We start from the raw sequence: 16,713 nt of genomic DNA, 5'->3' as shown, positions 1-16,713 counted from the left end.
CCCGGGGGCCTAACGACGAAACTGGAACGGGAATCAAATGAACAAGAATCTGTTGCTTGCTGCTGTGAGCCTTGTCGCGCTCGGCGCGGCTGCACCGGCAGTGGCTGCTGACCTCGCTGCGCGGCCTTATACCAAGGCGCCGGCGATGGTTGCCGCGATCTACGACTGGAGCGGCTTCTACATCGGCGTCAACGGCGGCGGCGGTTCCGCCCATTCGACTTGGGATCTCGTCGGCGGTGGCCGCGAGGGTTCGCACGACGCGACCGGCGGCACGGTCGGCGGTCAGATCGGCTACCGCATGCAGTCGGGCCAGTGGGTGTTCGGCATCGAAGGTCAGGGCAACTGGGCTGACTTCTCGGGCGACAACGTCAGCGCGATCCCGGGGTTCGGGACTCGCAACCGCTCGAAGATCGACTCGTTTGGTCTGATCACCGGTCAGATCGGCTACGCCTGGAACAACGTCCTCGTTTACGCCAAGGGCGGTGCGGCTGTCGTCGGCGGCAAGTACGAAGTCTCGACCATTGGCGGTGCGCTGCTCTCGTCGGCCGACCAGACCCGCTGGGGTGGTACGGTCGGTGCAGGCCTCGAGTACGGCTTCGCGCCGAACTGGTCAGTCGGCGTCGAGTACAACCACATCTTCCTGCAGGACAAGGACGTCACCTTCGCGCTGGTGCCCTCGACCGACCGCATCCGTCAGGACGTCGACATGGGCCTCGTCCGCCTGAACTACAAGTTCGGCGGCCCGAGCCTCGGCCGTTACTGAGCAGAAGCCTGATATCGATCGCTCGACTTCGAGCGGTCGGCGAAAGCCCCGGCCATCGGCCGGGGCTTTTTTGTTGTTCAAGTTCAGCAGGTTAACCATTCGCTTTCGAGATGGCGAAGATGGCTTGACTCCCGAGAACGAAATGAGAACAATGTTCTTTATACGTTCTCACCATGGAGTAAGCCATGTTCAGGATTTTCGTCGAAGAAGCCGCCGCGCTAGCCTCGATCGCGCTGTTTGTCGGGATGATCGCGATCTGGGCCCAGGTGCTCCCGCAGCTCTAGGCGCGGCCAGGTTGGGGAAAAGCAGGACGACGCGGCCGATCGGCCGTTCCGGCGTGGACTCTGGCACCATGACGCCCCACCATTGTGAGGCGAGTCGGCCGGGCGAGTGCAGGATGCCTCCCGTGCCGGTGACCGCTCCATCTCATCTGCAAGAGGCCGTCACGCGACCATGCCGAGCGCCGGATTTGTCCACCTTCACGTTCACTCGGCCTATTCGCTGCTCAAGGGCTCGATCAAGATCGCCAAGCTCGCGGAGCTTGCCAAGAAAGACCATCAGCCGGCGCTGGCGCTGACCGACACCGATAACATGTTCGGCGCGCTGGAGTTCTCCGACAAGATGGCGGGCTCCGGAATCCAGCCGATCGTCGGCTGCGAAATCGCGATCGAGTTCGGCGACCAGGACCCCACTGCCCGCAACGCGCTTCTGCCCTCGCGCGTGGTGCTGCTGGCCGCGCAGGAGCGCGGCTATCGCAGCCTGATGCGGCTGAACTCGCGCGCGTTCATGGAGACGCCCGACACTCATGCTCCCCACATCAAGTTCGACTGGCTCGAAGGCGAGACCGAAGGCCTGATCGCGCTGACGGGCGGTCCGGACGGGCCGATCTCGCTGGCGCTTGCCGGTGGTTATACCGAGTTGGCGACAGCGCGTTGCGAGCGTCTCGCCAGCCTGTTCGGGGACCGCCTCTACGTCGAATTGCAGCGCCACAACATCGAGAAGGAGCGGCGGGTCGAAAGCAGCCTGATCGACATCGCCTATACCAAGGGCCTGCCGCTGGTCGCGACCAACGAGCCGTATTTCGCCGCGACCGACGATTACGAAGCCCATGACGCGCTGCTCTGCATCGCCGGCGGGCGGCTGATCGCGGAGACCGAGCGCGAGCAGCTTACGCCCGATCACCGCTTCAAGACCCGCGCCGAGATGGCGGTGCTGTTCGCCGACATTCCGGAGGCGCTGGCCTCGACGGTCGAGATCGCCGAGCGCTGCTCGTTCCGGCCGATGACGCGCAAGCCGATCCTGCCGTTCTTCACGGTCGGCGCCGCCGCAAGCTCCGATGCCGCCGCGGTCGAGGCGGCCGAATTGAAGCGGCAGGCGGAGGAGGGGCTCGCCAACCGCTTGCGCGTGCACGGACTGTCGCAAGGCACGACGGAAGAAGATTACAGCGCGCGGCTGGCGTTCGAGCTCGACGTCATCATGCGCATGAAATACGCGGGCTACTTCCTGATCGTCTCCGACTTCATCAAATGGGCTAAGGGCCAGGGCATCCCGGTCGGGCCGGGCCGCGGCTCCGGCGCAGGGTCGCTGGTGGCGTGGGCGCTGACCATCACCGACCTCGACCCGATCAAGTTCGGCCTGCTGTTCGAGCGCTTCCTCAATCCGGAACGCGTCTCGATGCCGGATTTCGACATCGACTTCTGCCAGGACCGCCGCGGCGAGGTGATCAGGTACGTCCAGGAGCGCTACGGTCGCGACCAGGTCGCGCAGATCATCACCTTCGGTACGCTGCAGGCGCGCGGCGTGCTCCGCGACGTCGGCCGCGTGCTGCAGATGCCCTATGGCCAGGTCGACAAGCTCACCAAGCTCGTGCCGCAGAATCCGGCCGCGCCGGTGACGCTTGCGGCTGCGATCGAGAGCGAGCCGAAACTCCAGGCATTCCGCGACGAGGACCCGGTGGTGGCGCGCGCCTTCGACATCGCGCAGCGCCTCGAAGGCCTAACCCGTCACGCCTCGACGCATGCGGCCGGCATCGTGATCGGCGATCGCCCCTTGAGCGAACTCGTGCCGATGTATCGCGATCCCAAATCCGACATGCCGGTGACCCAGTTCAACATGAAATGGGTCGAGCCGGCCGGCCTCGTGAAGTTCGACTTCCTCGGCCTGAAGACGCTGACCGTGCTCGACGTCGCGTGCAAACTGCTCAAGCCGCGCGACATCCATGTCGACCTCGCGACGCTGCCGATCGACGATGCCGAAAGCTACCAGATGCTGGCGCGCGGCGAGGTGGTCGGCGTGTTCCAGGTTGAAAGCCAGGGCATGCGGCGCGCGCTGGTCGACATGCGCCCCGACCGTTTCGAGGATATCATCGCGCTGGTCGCGCTCTATCGACCGGGTCCGATGGCGAACATCCCGACCTATTGCGCGCGCAAGCACGGCGACGAGGAGCCGGAATATCTCCACCCCGTGCTGGAGCCGATTCTCAAGGAGACCTTCGGCGTCATCATCTACCAGGAACAGGTGATGCAGATCGCGCAGGTGATGTCGGGCTATTCGCTCGGCGACGCCGACCTGCTGCGCCGCGCCATGGGCAAGAAGATCCGCACCGAGATGGAGAAGCAGCGCGAGATCTTCGTCGCAGGCGCAGTGAAGAACGGCGTGCCGAAGGGGCAGGCCGACACCATCTTCGAACTGCTGGCGAAATTCGCCGACTACGGCTTCAACAAGAGCCACGCGGCGGCCTATGCGCTGGTGTCTTACCACACCGCCTACATGAAGGCGCATTACCCGGTGGAGTTCATCGCGGCGTCGATGACGCTCGATCTCAACAATACCGACAAGCTGTCCGAATTCCGCGCCGAGGCGCAGCGCCTCGGCATCAAGGTCGAGCCGCCCAACGTCAACCGCTCCGGCGCGACTTTCGAGGTCGGCGACAAGACCATCTACTACGCGCTCGCGGCGCTGAAGGGCGTCGGGATCGCGGCCGTCGAGCAGATCATCGCGGAGCGGACCAAGAACGGCCTGTTCACCTCGCTCGCCGACTTTGCCGCGCGGGTGTCGCCGCGCGCGATCAACAAGCGCATCATCGAAAGCCTCGCCGCCGCGGGCGCCTTCGACACGCTGGAGCCCAACAGGGCGCGGGTCTTCGCCGGCGCCGACTCGATTCTCGCCGCGTGCCAGCGGGCGAACGAAGCTGCAACCATCGGCCAGAACGACATGTTCGGCAGCTCGGCCGACGCGCCGACGATCATGCTGCCGCAGATCGAGCCCTGGTTGCCGGCCGAGCGGCTGCGCCGCGAATACGACGCGATCGGCTTCTTCCTGTCGGGACATCCGCTCGACGATTACGCCACCGTGCTGAAGCGGCTGCGGGTGCAGTCCTGGGCCGAGTTCTCGCGCGCGGTGAAGACCGGCGCCACCGCCGGCAAGGTCGCGGCCACCGTGGTGTCGCGCATGGAGCGGCGCACCAAGACCGGCAACAAGATGGGCATCATGGGGCTCTCTGATCCCACGGGTCACTTTGAGGCGGTGCTGTTCTCCGAAGGACTCGCGCAATATCGCGACGTGCTGGAGCCGGGCGCCGCGGTGCTGCTCCAGCTCGGCGCCGAGCTCCAGGGCGAGGACGTCCGCGCGCGCGTGCTGCACGCCGAACCGCTGGACGAGGCCGCGGCCAAGACGCAGAAGGGCCTGCGCATCTTCGTGCGCGACACCAAGCCGCTGGAATCGATCGCCAAGCGTCTCGCCGGCCCCGACATGGCCGCTTCGAACGGCGCCGCGCCGAAGGTCGGCAGTCCGGGCATCGCGCCCCGCTCCAACGGCGACGGCGAGGTCTCGCTGGTCATGATGCTCGACCTCGAGACCGAGGTCGAGATGAAGCTGCCCGGCCGCTTCAAGGTCTCGCCGCAGATCGCCGGCGCCATCAAGGCGGTCGCGGGCGTCGTGGACGTGCAGCAGCTCTAGCAACGCGCACGGTGTTGCAGGCAGTTGCATGTCTTGCGCGGGACATGCTGCGGCCCTGTTGCAACCTGTCGCTGTTTTCGGTTAGCATGCACTCGGGGAAAATCTGGGGGCGTGATGCTGTTGCGTGGGCTGGTATTGCTCGTGGCTGCGGCACTGCTGTGCGGCTGTGAGACGGCGAGGAGCGGGCTCGGATATTCGGAGACGGTACGAAAGCTGGGTCCGCCGAAAGCCGGGCAGGCCCGCGTCGTCGTGTTTCGCGAGAAAGGCTTCGGCGGCATCGGCGATCCGGACTGGGAATTCTCCCTCGACGGTACGCCGATCAAGGGTCTGAAGACCGGGACATATGTCTATGTCGATCGCCCGGCAGGCCAGCACCAGTTCGTAGCAGAGGAGGCGGCGCTCGGCGTCACGCGCGTGGACTTCTCGGCTCAGTCGGGGCAGACCGTGTTCTTCGTAGCGCGCTTCAGTCAGCGCAAGAGCGCCATGATCGCGAACGCGAGCACGGGGGTGCTGGGCTGGGGTCTCACGCTTGCGATGACGTCCGGCTATAAAAATCAGGGGCCGCTGGATTTCCTGCCCTTGGATGAATCGGCCGCCAGGACGACGATCGCAGAGCTTCGGTTGGCGGAATAGCCCCGCGCGAATTCGGCCCCGCCCGCACCGTCATTTGTGGTGTCGTCACATTGTTGCGGCTATGATCGCAGTAAGGCCGTTCGTCCATCGTGCCGGGAGGTAACGTGACATGTGCGACAAGTGCAATGAATCCCCACATGAGAGGATCGCGCCGTCGCGACGATCCGCGATGTTGTTTGGTGCCTCGGCGCTCGGCCTCGCCCTCACTGGCAGAGCCTTCGCCAAGGAGACCAAGGCGCCGCCCAAGCCGCAGAACGTGCTGTCGCCCGACGCATCATTGAAGCGGCTGACGGAAGGCAATGCCCGCTATGTCGACGGCGTGTCGCGGCGGCACGATTTCAAGCACGAGCGCGAGGCATTGGTCGGCGGACAGAATCCGTTCGCGGCCGTGCTGAGCTGTGCCGATTCGCGCATCGCGCCGGAATATGCCTTCGACACCGGCCGCGGCGATCTGTTCGTTTGCCGCGTCGCCGGAAATTTTGCCGGCACCGAAACCATCGCCAGCATGGAATACGCGGTGGCCGTGTTGAATACGCCGCTGATCCTCGTGCTCGGCCATGACGCTTGCGGCGCGGTCGATGCGACGCTCAAGGCGATCAAGGACAACAAGCCGCCGCCGGGCCATATTCCCTCGCTGGTCGATGCGATCACGCCCGCAGCCAAGGCTGCGATGCAGCAGGGTGGGGACGTCCTTGACAAGGCGATCCGGCAGAACGTCACCGACAACGTCACGAAGCTGAAGTCGGCAACGCCGATCCTCAATGCGGCGGTGGAGCAGGGCAAGCTGAAGGTCGTCGGCGGCATCTATCGGCTCACGACGGGAACGGTCGATCTAATCGCGCAGGGCTGAACCGGCTGACTCGCCTCGCACCGGTGCGTCGCCGCGTCACTTGCGCGGAGCTGACGCCGGCGCGGGGTGGCCATGCCGCCGCCTCAATCCAAGCCTTCGTTATTTGGAAGCCTTTCGTTCAAGTGCCATTCAGCTGGCGGCGCGTCTGATGCGTGGTGGCACCTCAACAACAAAAACGGGCAAGCAAGCCATGCGTGGGACGCTCAGAGTCTTCATTTGCCTTCTCCTGCCAATCGCGGTCCTTGCCGCGGGCGCGCCGGAGCCGGCGCGTGCGCAGCAGCAGGAAAAGCGTATCGCGCTCGTGGTCGGCAACGGCGCCTATGCCAAGTCGCCGCTGGCCACGACGGCAAACGATGCCGGCCTGATCGCGCAGACGCTGCAGGCGGCGGGCTTCGACGTCGTCGGCGCCCGCGATCTCGACGGCGACACGCTGCGCAAGAGCTTTCGCGATTTCATCCAGAAGGCGCAGGCCTCAGGCCCGGGCACCGTCGCAATGGTCTATCTCGCCGGCTATGGCGTGCAGCTCGCGGGTGAGAACTATTTCATCCCGGTCGATTCCAACATCACCCGCGACACCGACATTCCGACGGAAGGCCTGCGCATCGGCGACTATCTCCGCCAGCTGGCTTCCGTTCCGCTCAAGGCCAACATCGTCGTGCTCGACGCCGCGCGGGCCCAGCCCTTCGTGGAGGGCGGCCAGCAGATCGCGAGCGGACTTGCGCTGGTCGAGCCCGAGGCCAACATGCTGATCGCGTTCAACGCCGCGCCCGGCACGGTGGCGCCCGAGGAGCCCGGACCTTACGGCATCTATGCGCAGTCGCTGGCGGAGATGATCCGCACCGGCGGCCTGCCGCTGCCTGAAGTGTTCGACCGCGTTCGCCTGCGCGTCAACGAGTCCAGCAAGGGCGCGCAGGTGCCCTGGAACGAGCAGAAGATATCGGCGCAATTCTCGTTCTTCGAGCGCGGGCCCGACGCGCCGCAGCCTGAGGCCGCGCCCGACCAGGTCGCCGCGATCCGCAACAAGCCGATCCGCGATCTCGGTGTGCAGGATGCCTATGCCGCCGCGCTCACGCGCGACACGCTGCCGGCCTACGAAGAGTTTCTGACCGCCTATCCCGGCGACCCGCTGTCGAAGCGCGTGATGGTGATCGTCGCGGCGCGACGTGAGGCCGTCACCTGGCGGCGGACCTATCGTACCGACACGCCGGAAGCTTATTGGTCGTATCTGCGTCGTTATCCGCGCGGTCCGCATGCGGCGGATGCGCGCCGGCGCCTGGCAATTCTCACCGCGCCGGCCGAGCCGCCGCCGAGCTTCACGATGATCGACTACGACGTGCCGCCACCGCCGCCGGAGGAGGTGGTCTATGTCGACCGTCCCGTGCTGTATTTCAGCGATCCGGATTTTGGCTTCGCGCCGCCACCGCCGCCGCCGGTCTACTATCTGCCGCCGCCGCCGCCGGATTTCGTCGTGCTGTCGCCGCCGATGCCGGTGATCGGCCTGTTCGTGCTGCCGCAGCCGATGTTCGTGCCGATTCCTGTGTTCGTCAGGCCGCCGGTCTATGTCGCTCCGCCGCCGAACAACATCATCTATCAGAACATCCATAACAGGACGGTCATCAACACGGTGATCAACCAGCCGCCGGCAGCGCCGGTGGGGGCGGGTGCCGGACCGGGCAATCTCACGCCGGCCATTGCCGGGCGCATCAATCCGGCTGGTCCAGCCATGCCGCAGGCGGCCGTGCAGCGCGCCGCCCTGATCCAGCAGGGCAAGGCGCCGATGCCGCCGAGCGCGACGGTGCAGCCGACGACGAGGCCAGGAACGCCTCCGGCGAGGCCCGCCAATGTCGCACCGACCGGTACGCCACCTGCCACTCCACCTGCCAGTCCACCTGGCATCCCACCGGCCAGGCTGCCCCAAGCCAACACGCTGCCGGTTCCCGGCACTCAAGGCGGCCCACCTGTACCGTCAGCGGGAGCCGGGCCACTGCAAGGCGGCAGACCCGGGCAGCCGACGGCCACCGCACCCGGCGCGCCGCTGCCGACCCATTCCGGGGCGCCTGCGGGGGCGCCGACGACTGCTGCTGGCACCACGCCGAAAGCGCATCCCGGTGCACCGACCGGCGCGCCGACGACTGCGCCCACGGCGACAAACCCGGCCGCCGTGCCCGGCCAACTGCCGAAGGCGCCGGTGGCCCAGGCCCCGCCCGGGACCGGGCCTGGGGAGCATGGCAAGTCCGCGACCCGCGAGCCGGCTGGTTCGCCGGCTGCCCGCATGCCTCCGCCTCCCGGCCTAGCTGGACGACCGGTCACGCCGCCGCCCCAGGCGGCGCGGGAGCCGATCAGGCCGCAACATCAGCCGACCGCTGCTCCCGCCCAGGCTGCCCGGCCGTCGGCACCACCACCGCGGCCTCAGGCCGTGGCGCGGCCGACGCCTCCGCCTCCACCGCGTGTTGCGCCGCCGCCACCGGCACGGCCGGCTCCCCCCGCGGCGGTCGCTCGGCCGGCGCCGCCGCCGATGGCGCGACCCGCGCCGCCGCCGCCGGTCGCCCGGCCGGCACCGCCTCCGCCGCCCCGGGTGGCCGTCGCGCCACCGCCGCCGCCGCGCCCGGCAGCACCTCCGCCGCGTCCTCCGGCGCCGCCGCCGGCGGCAAAGAAGTGCCCGCCGAACCAGCCCAGATGCTAGGCAGGGGCTAGGCCGCAGCGTGGTCTTTACGGAAGGGGGCCTCTCGCGGGCGAAAGCCGCCCCGAAAGGCCCTTATTTCCTTGCTTCTGGTCGAAATCGCGCTATACACCGCGCCATCTCACACGGAAGCATGGCTCACAAGGCCGTCCGGTGGCAGCCGGGGCGACAACGCTCTGTCCTGCTCACACGCTTCCGGAGGAACCAACCGGAGAATTAGAACGATGGCACTACCCGATTTCACTATGCGTCAGCTCCTCGAAGCCGGCGTGCACTTTGGTCACCAGTCTCACCGCTGGAATCCGAAAATGGCGCCGTTCATTTTCGGCGCCCGCAACAACATCCACATCGTCGACCTCGCGCAGACCGTGCCGTTGCTGCACAACGCCTTGCAGGCGGTCAGCGACACCGTCGCCAAGGGCGGCCGCATCCTGTTCGTCGGCACCAAGCGCCAGGCGCAGGACGGCGTTGCCGACGCGGCCAAGCGCTGCGCTCAGTACTTCGTCAATTCGCGCTGGCTCGGCGGCACGCTGACCAACTGGAAGACGATCTCGGGCTCGATCAAGCGCCTGCGTCATCTCGACGACGTGCTCGCCGGCGGCGATGCCTCCTCCTACACCAAGAAGGAGCGCCTGACGCTTCAGCGCGAGCGCGACAAGCTCGACCGCTCGCTGGGCGGCATCAAGGACATGGGCGGTCTGCCCGACCTGATCTTCGTGATCGACACCAACAAGGAAGACATCGCGATCCAGGAAGCCCAGCGGCTCAACATCCCGGTCGCGGCGATCGTCGACACCAATTCGGATCCGAAGGGCATCACCTATGTGGTGCCGGGAAATGACGACGCCGGCCGCGCGATCGCGCTCTATTGCGATCTGATCGCGCGCGCAGCCATTGACGGCATTTCGCGCGCCCAGGGCGATTCCGGAATCGACGTCGGCGCTTCGGTTCGGCCGGTCGCAGAAGAGCTGCCCGCTGCCACGAGCGGCTTCCAGGGCCTTGCCGGTCCGCGCGGCACCTCCGACGACCTCAAGAAGCTCCCGGGCGTGTCGGGCGCGATCGAGAAGAAGTTCAACGACCTCGGCATCTTCCACTTCTGGCAGCTGGCCGAGCTCGACCACGACACCGCGCACAAGATCGGCGAAGAAGTCGGGCTGCCGAGCCGCGCGGACGCCTGGGTGGCCAAGGCCAAGGCGCTGACCGCGGAAGCGGAATAGTCAAAAAGAGCGATGGGTTGGCCGGACGAGTTCCGGCCACCATTCAGTTGACGCGAATTCCTGAGATGGACCGCGGCGAGGCGATCTGGCCGCGCCGCGGCAAACCGGCAGGCAAAAAGGATTTTGAACGATGGCAACGATCACAGCTGCGATGGTCAAGGACCTGCGCGAGTCGACCGGCGCAGGCATGATGGACTGCAAGGCCGCGCTGACCGAAAACGACGGCAACATGGAAGCGGCGCAGGATTGGCTGCGCAAGAAGGGCCTGTCGAAGGCCGCCAAGAAGTCGGGCCGCGTCGCCGCCGAGGGTCTGATCGGCGCGCTTACCAAGGGCAACAAGGGCGTCGTGGTCGAGGTCAATTCCGAGACCGATTTCGTCGCGCGCAACGGCCAGTTCCAAGGCCTCGTCAAGATGATCGCCCAGGTCGCATTCAACGTCGGCGCCGATGTCGAGAAGATCAAGGCCGCCAAGGTCGGCGACGTCACGATCGAAACTGCGATCAATGACGCGATCGCTACCATCGGCGAGAACATGACGCTGCGCCGCGCAGCTTCGCTTGAGGTCAGCCAGGGTGTGGTGTCGAGCTACGTCCACGGCGCGGTCGTCGAGGGCGCCGGCAAGATGGGCGTGATCGTGGCGCTGGAATCGCCGGGCAAGGCCGACGAGCTCGCAACGCTTGGCCGCCAGATCGCGATGCATGTCGCGGCCGCCAATCCGCTGGCGCTCGATCCGTCCGGTCTCGATCCGGCGGTCGTCAAGCGCGAAAAGGACGTGCTCGCCGACAAATATCGCCAGCAGGGCAAGCCCGAGAACGTGATCGAGAAGATCGTCGAGTCCGGCCTGAAGACCTATTACAAGGAAGTCTGCCTGCTCGAGCAGGCCTTCATCCACGACACCGGCAAGTCGGTGGCGCAGGCGGTGAAGGAAGCCGAAGGCAAGATCGGCGGCGCGGTGAAGATCGCGGGCTTTGTGCGCTATGCTCTCGGTGAGGGAATCGAGAAGCAGGAAAGCGACTTCGCGGCCGAGGTCGCGGCGGCCAGCGGCAAGAAGTAAGCGCCGGAACGTTCCCTCCGGCGTGCCGCCGGAAGCGGCGCCCGGACAAGGAAATTGCTCATGACTGATCCGGTCTATCGTCGCGTCGTGATCAAGCTGTCCGGCGAATATCTCGCAGGACCGCAGGGTTTTGGCATTGATCAGCCGACCATCGACCGGGTCGCCGACGATCTGATCGCAGCCCGCCATCTCGGCACCGAAATCGCCGTCGTGATCGGCGGCGGCAACCTCTTTCGCGGCGTCGAGGTCTCTTCGCGCGGCGTGTCGCGCCCGACCGGCGACACCATGGGCATGCTCGCCACGATGATGAACTGCCTCGCGCTCGAAGCCACGATCGAGCGCAAGGGCACGCCTGCGCGCACGCTGTCGGCCTTCGTCATGCCCGAGATTTCCGAGCTGTTCACCCGCACCGCGGCACACAAATACCTCGCCGAGGGCCGGATCGTGCTGCTCGGCGGCGGAACCGGTAATCCGTTCTTCACCACCGACACGACCGCAGTGCTGCGCGCCGCCGAGATCGGCGCCCAGGCGGTGCTGAAGGCGACCAATGTCGACGGCGTCTACTCGGCCGACCCGAAGAAGGACCCGACGGCGACGCGATTCGACCGTCTGACGCATTCGCAGGCGATCGAGGGCGGCTACAAGGTGATGGATGCGACCGCCTTCGCACTTGCCCGCGAGACGTCGCTGCCTATCATCGTGTTCTCGATCGCGGAGCCGGGCTCGATCGGCGCTGTACTGCGTGGCGGCGGCCACGGAACCATTGTCGCCGGCTGACGGCTTGTCGTTGCGCCCTTTAGGAAGGGGCGCGGAGAGGTCGCCGGGATTTTGAAGGAGAAACGTGATGGCCACGGATAATTTCGATCTCAACGAAGTGAAGCGCCGCATGCAGGGGGCGATCCAGTCGCTCAAGCACGAACTTGGCGGCCTGCGCACCGGTCGCGCCTCCGCCTCGATGCTCGATCCGGTGCAGGTCGACGCCTATGGCAGCCACATGCCGCTGAACCAGCTCGCCACCGTCAGCGTGCCGGAGCCGCGCCTGATCTCGGTGCAGGTCTGGGACAAGTCGATGGTCAAGGCCGTGGAGAAGGCGATCGTCGATTCCAATCTCGGCCTGTCGCCGGCGACCGAGGGCCAGGTGCTGCGCCTGCGCATCCCCGAGCTCAACGAGGAGCGCCGCAAGGAGCTCGTCAAGGTCGCGCACAAATACGCGGAAGCCGCCAAGGTCGCCGCGCGCCATGTCCGTCGCGACGGTCTCGACGTTCTCAAGAAGCTCGAGAAGAATCACGAGATGTCCGAGGACGATCAGAAGCGCCACGCCGACGAGGTGCAGAAGGCAACCGACGGCACCATCTCCGAGATCGACCAGTTGCTCGCCGCCAAGGAAAAAGAAATCCTCACCGTCTAAAGCGCGATGGATCGCGCTCTAGGTTATTGTTCGCGCATGATCTTTTCGGAAAACCGCTTCGCACTTCGCGCTAACGCGGCCCTTCGGGTCCGGATCATGCTTTAAGGCAGCCTCATGTCCAACGCCGCCGCGCCCGCAACGGAAGGACCAGATCGGTCTGATGCGCCTGCGCATGTCGCCATCATCATGGATGGCAACGGACGTTGGGCGGCCGCGCGCGGCTTGCCCCGGGCGGAAGGCCATCGCCGCGGCGTGGAGGCCCTGCGCCGCGTGGTTCGCGCGTCGCATGAGCTTGGCATCCGTTATCTCACCATCTTCTCCTTCAGCTCGGAAAACTGGTCGCGTCCGGCGAGCGAGATCGGCGATCTGTTCGGCCTGTTGCGCCGCTTCATCCGCAACGATCTGGCGAGCCTGCATCGCGACGGCGTCAAGGTCCGCATCATCGGCGAGCGGGACGGGCTGGAGGGCGACATCTGCGCACTTCTCAACGAGGCGGAGGAGCTGACGCGCGATAACACGCGCCTCACGCTCGTCGTCGCCTTCAATTACGGCTCCCGGCAGGAGATCGCGAAGGCGGCGCAGAAGCTCGCGCGCGAAGTCGCCGAGGGCCGGCGCACGCCCGACACGATCGATGCCGAGACACTGGGGACGCATCTCGACGCGCCCGACATTCCCGATCCCGATCTCATCATCCGCACCAGCGGCGAGCAGCGCCTGTCCAACTTCCTGATGTGGCAGGCCGCCTATAGCGAGCTCGTCTTCGTGCCGATTCACTGGCCCGATTTCGACAAGGCGGCGCTGGAAGGCGCAATCGCCGAATTCGCCAGGCGCGAGCGCCGTTTCGGCGGCCTGGTTTCGAAAACCGCCTCGTGAGCGAGCCCGACTCCGCACCGGCCGGCGCTCAGCCTGCCCCGAGCAATCTTGTGATGCGAATCCTCGCAGCGCTGGTGCTGGCGCCGCTCGCCATTGCGCTCGCTTATGCCGGCGGCTGGCTGTGGGCGCTTCTCGTCACTCTGGTGTCGATCGGACTGTTCGCGGAATGGCTGATGGTCGTGGGCGCAGGCTCGACCGCGCTGACCGGGACGGGGACGATCATCATCGCCACGATGGGCTTGTGCGTTGCCTTCGGCGCGCTGAAGACCGCCATCATCACCGGCCTCATTGGCGGTGCGATCGTGACGGTGATCGCGCGGGGCAAGTTCGTCTGGGCGGCCTCCGGATTCGCCTATGCGTCGGCGGCGCTACTCGCCTCGATCCTGCTGCGGAAGGATCTCGTGAACGGCTTCGCCGCGCTGATGTTCGTGCTGCTCGTGGTGTGGGCGACCGATATCGGCGGCTATTTCGCCGGCCGCGGCATCGGCGGACCGAAGCTGTGGCCGCGCGTCAGCCCGAAGAAGACCTGGGCAGGGGCGCTCGGCGGCTTTGTCGCGAGCCTTTTGGTCGCGGTCGGCTTTGCCGCTTGCGGGATCGGAAAGATAGTTCCATTGCTGCTCGTGAGCGCGGTCCTGTCGGTCGTGTCGGCCTGCGGCGATCTGTTCGAATCCGCGGTCAAGCGGCGCTTCGATGTCAAGGATTCCAGTCACTTAATTCCCGGCCACGGCGGGCTATTGGACCGCCTGGACGGTTTTGTCGCCGCCATCCTGGTGGCATGGATTATCGGCTTCCTCCGCCATGGTGTGCATAGCGCCGGAAGCGGTCTTATGGTTTGGTGAACATATGAGCGCGGTTCCTTTGCGTAACAACAAGGCTGCGGCATCGACCGTTCGCAGCGTCACGGTTCTCGGCGCCACCGGCTCGATCGGCGACAGCACGATGGATCTGCTGCGCGCCTCTCCGGAGCGCTACCGTGTCGAGGCGCTGACGGCGAACAGCAATGTCGAGGCGCTGACAAAGCTCGCGAAGGAGTTTTCCGCGCGCTTCGTCGCGATCGCCGACACCTCAAAATTTGCCGAGCTCAAGGCTGCGCTCGCGGGCACCAGCACCGAATGCGGCGCCGGCGAAAGCGCGGTGATCGAGGCCGGCGCGCGTCCGGCCGATTGGGTGATGGCCGCCGTAAGTGGCGCCGCCGGGCTGAAGCCGGCACTGGCGGCGGTCGATCGCGGCGCGCATGTCGCGCTCGCCAACAAGGAATGTCTCGTCTGCGCCGGTGATTTCTTCATGCAGCGCGCGGCGAAAGCGGGCGCCTGCATCCTGCCTGCGGATTCCGAGCACAATGCGCTGTTCCAGGCGCTCGCCTCGGGCAATCGCGACGAGCTCGTCCGTGTCATCATCACGGCTTCCGGCGGCCCGTTCCGCACCTGGAAGCCTGCCGACATCGAGCAGGCGACACTCGAGCAAGCCCTGAAGCATCCGAACTGGAGCATGGGCCAGAAGATCACGATCGATTCCGCCTCGATGATGAACAAGGGGCTCGAGGTGATCGAGGCCTCCTATCTGTTTGCGCTCTCGCCCGACGAGATCGACGTCCTCGTTCATCCGCAGTCGATCATCCACGGCATGGTCGAGTTCTCCGATCGCTCGGTCGTGGCCCAGCTCGGCGCCCCCGACATGCGCACGCCGATCGCGCATTGCCTCGGCTGGCCCGACCGCATCAAGGGTCCGGCCGCCAAGCTCGATCTGGCCAAGATCGGCCAGTTGACCTTCGAGGCACCGGATTTCGAGCGCTTCCCCGGGCTGCGCCTGGCCTTCGATTCGCTCCGGACCGGGAAGGGGGCGACCACGGTCTACAACGCCGCCAACGAGGTCGCGGTCGCCGCCTTCATCGCGGGCAAGATCCGGTTTGGCGCGATTGCCCGGCTGGTGGAGGCGACGCTGGACGACTGGGTTCGTGGCGGGAACCAGGCCCCGCTGACGTCGGCGGACGATGCAATCGCTGTTGACCATGTTGCGCGAAATAGGGCTGCCGCCCTATTGCCTCAAATTGCCTTAAAGGCATCCTAGATGGTTCGGGGCCAGGGCCTAGCGGCGCTGGATGAGGGAATTCGATGATCGACTTTTTCGTCCATAGTTTCAATACGTTGAGCCATGGGCTCCTCGGTTACGCGGTTCCCTTCCTGTTCGTCCTGACCATCGTCGTGTTCTTCCATGAGCTCGGCCATTTCCTGGTCGCGCGCTGGGCGGGCGTTCGCGTGTTAACTTTTTCGCTCGGTTTCGGACCTGAGCTGGTCGGTTTCAACGACCGCCATGGCACCCGGTGGAAGATTTCGGCGATCCCGCTCGGCGGCTACGTCAAATTCTTCGGCGACGAGAGCGAGGCTTCGACGCCATCGACCGAGAAGCTTGCGGCCATGACGGCCGAGGAGCGCGCCGGCAGCTTCCATCACAAGAAGGTCGGCCCGCGCGCCGCCATCGTTGCCGCCGGACCGATCGCCAATTTCATCCTGGGCGCGCTGATCTTCGCCGGCATGGCGCTGTATTACGGCAAGCCGAGCACGATCGCGCGCGTCGACGGTGTCGTCGCCGACGGCGCGGCGGCGGCAGCCGGCTTCAAGATCGGCGACGTCGTCGTCCAGATCGACGGCAAGCCGATCGAAAGCTTTGCCGACATGCAGCGCATGGTTGCGATGAATGCCGGTTCGCCGCTTGCCTTCCAGGTCAAACGCGACGGCGCCATCGTGTCGCTGACCGCGACGCCGGCGCTGCTCGAGCGCAAGGATCCCTTCGGCAACAGCCACCGTCTCGGCGTGCTCGGCGTCGAGCACAAGTCTCAGGCCGGTGAGGCCTCGACATCGCCGGTCGGCCTCGGCGAAGCGCTCAAGATCGGGGTGGAGCAGGTCTGGTTCATCATCACCAGCACCTTCAAGTTCCTGGGCTCGTTGTTCGTCGGCAACGGCAATCCGAACGAGGTCAGCGGCGTGCTTGGCATTGCCAAGATGTCGGGGCAGGCGGCCAGCGCCGGGTTCCAGTTCGTGATCAACCTCTGCGCGGTACTCTCGGTGTCGATCGGCCTGCTGAATCTGTTCCCGATCCCGCTGCTCGATGGCGGTCATCTTATGTTCTATGCGGCGGAGGTTGCCCGTGGTCGGCCCCTGTCCGAGCGGACTCAGGAGATGGGATTCCGAATCGGGCTGGGCTTGGTGCTGATGTTGATGGTGTTTGCGACCTATAACGACATCCTGCGGATGGCCGCATCCTGATAGGGGCTTTTTTGT

Annotated in this window: 13 protein-coding genes; all 13 read left to right on the top strand. The window is 66.0% G+C overall.

What is annotated here, in order from left to right:
- Window positions 1-37: 37 nt before the first annotated feature.
- The 13 genes from AC0L3C_RS06155 (at window position 38) to rseP (ending at window position 16,698) form a co-directional block, all read left to right on the top strand.
- Window positions 38-763 (top strand): outer membrane protein, encoded by a 726-nt coding sequence (locus AC0L3C_RS06155; protein ID WP_473259949.1) that lies wholly within the window; start codon window positions 38-40, stop codon window positions 761-763.
- A gap of 453 nt (window positions 764-1,216) precedes the next feature.
- Window positions 1,217-4,720 carry a DNA polymerase III subunit alpha gene (gene dnaE / locus AC0L3C_RS06150; protein ID WP_473407442.1) on the top strand — a complete coding sequence of 1,168 codons (3,504 nt, stop codon included), beginning with the start codon at window positions 1,217-1,219 and terminating at the stop codon, window positions 4,718-4,720.
- A 114-nt stretch (window positions 4,721-4,834) separates the two neighbouring features.
- Window positions 4,835-5,353, top strand: coding sequence for a hypothetical protein (locus tag AC0L3C_RS06145; protein ID WP_026232865.1), 519 nt, complete (start codon window positions 4,835-4,837; stop codon window positions 5,351-5,353).
- Window positions 5,354-5,462: 109 nt separating this feature from the next.
- Window positions 5,463-6,203 (top strand): carbonic anhydrase, encoded by a 741-nt coding sequence (locus tag AC0L3C_RS06140; protein ID WP_473407441.1) that lies wholly within the window; start codon window positions 5,463-5,465, stop codon window positions 6,201-6,203.
- A 190-nt stretch (window positions 6,204-6,393) separates the two neighbouring features.
- Window positions 6,394-8,886 (top strand): caspase family protein, encoded by a 2,493-nt coding sequence (locus tag AC0L3C_RS06135; RefSeq protein WP_473407440.1) that lies wholly within the window; start codon window positions 6,394-6,396, stop codon window positions 8,884-8,886.
- A 221-nt stretch (window positions 8,887-9,107) separates the two neighbouring features.
- Entirely contained in the window at window positions 9,108-10,100 is a 993-nt protein-coding gene (locus tag AC0L3C_RS06130) for a 30S ribosomal protein S2 (protein ID WP_007610895.1), read from the top strand.
- 130 nt (window positions 10,101-10,230) lie between these two features.
- Window positions 10,231-11,154, top strand: coding sequence for a translation elongation factor Ts (gene tsf / locus AC0L3C_RS06125; RefSeq protein WP_473407439.1), 924 nt, complete (start codon window positions 10,231-10,233; stop codon window positions 11,152-11,154).
- A 60-nt stretch (window positions 11,155-11,214) separates the two neighbouring features.
- A complete protein-coding gene (pyrH, locus tag AC0L3C_RS06120; RefSeq protein ID WP_473282875.1) occupies window positions 11,215-11,931 on the top strand; it encodes a UMP kinase in 717 nt (238 codons plus the stop codon).
- Window positions 11,932-11,998: 67 nt separating this feature from the next.
- Complete coding sequence (gene frr, locus AC0L3C_RS06115; RefSeq protein ID WP_007603628.1) at window positions 11,999-12,562, top strand: ribosome recycling factor; 564 nt, start codon at window positions 11,999-12,001, stop codon at window positions 12,560-12,562.
- Between the two features lie 114 nt (window positions 12,563-12,676).
- Complete coding sequence (locus AC0L3C_RS06110) at window positions 12,677-13,435, top strand: isoprenyl transferase (RefSeq protein WP_473259961.1); 759 nt, start codon at window positions 12,677-12,679, stop codon at window positions 13,433-13,435.
- A 53-nt stretch (window positions 13,436-13,488) separates the two neighbouring features.
- Window positions 13,489-14,274: a phosphatidate cytidylyltransferase gene (locus AC0L3C_RS06105; RefSeq protein WP_473259963.1), complete on the top strand. Its 786-nt coding sequence runs from the start codon at window positions 13,489-13,491 to the stop codon at window positions 14,272-14,274.
- A 4-nt stretch (window positions 14,275-14,278) separates the two neighbouring features.
- On the top strand, window positions 14,279-15,502 hold the full coding sequence (gene dxr, locus AC0L3C_RS06100; protein ID WP_473259965.1) for a 1-deoxy-D-xylulose-5-phosphate reductoisomerase: 1,224 nt from the start codon (window positions 14,279-14,281) through the stop codon (window positions 15,500-15,502).
- Between the two features lie 44 nt (window positions 15,503-15,546).
- Window positions 15,547-16,698 carry an RIP metalloprotease RseP gene (gene rseP, locus AC0L3C_RS06095; RefSeq protein WP_473407438.1) on the top strand — a complete coding sequence of 384 codons (1,152 nt, stop codon included), beginning with the start codon at window positions 15,547-15,549 and terminating at the stop codon, window positions 16,696-16,698.
- Window positions 16,699-16,713: the final 15 nt, after the last annotated feature.

Source organism: Bradyrhizobium sp. WSM4872 (genome assembly GCF_055811715.1).
The sequence above is the reverse complement of the archived record's forward strand: the minus strand, read 5'-3'. Positions and strand labels throughout refer to the sequence as shown.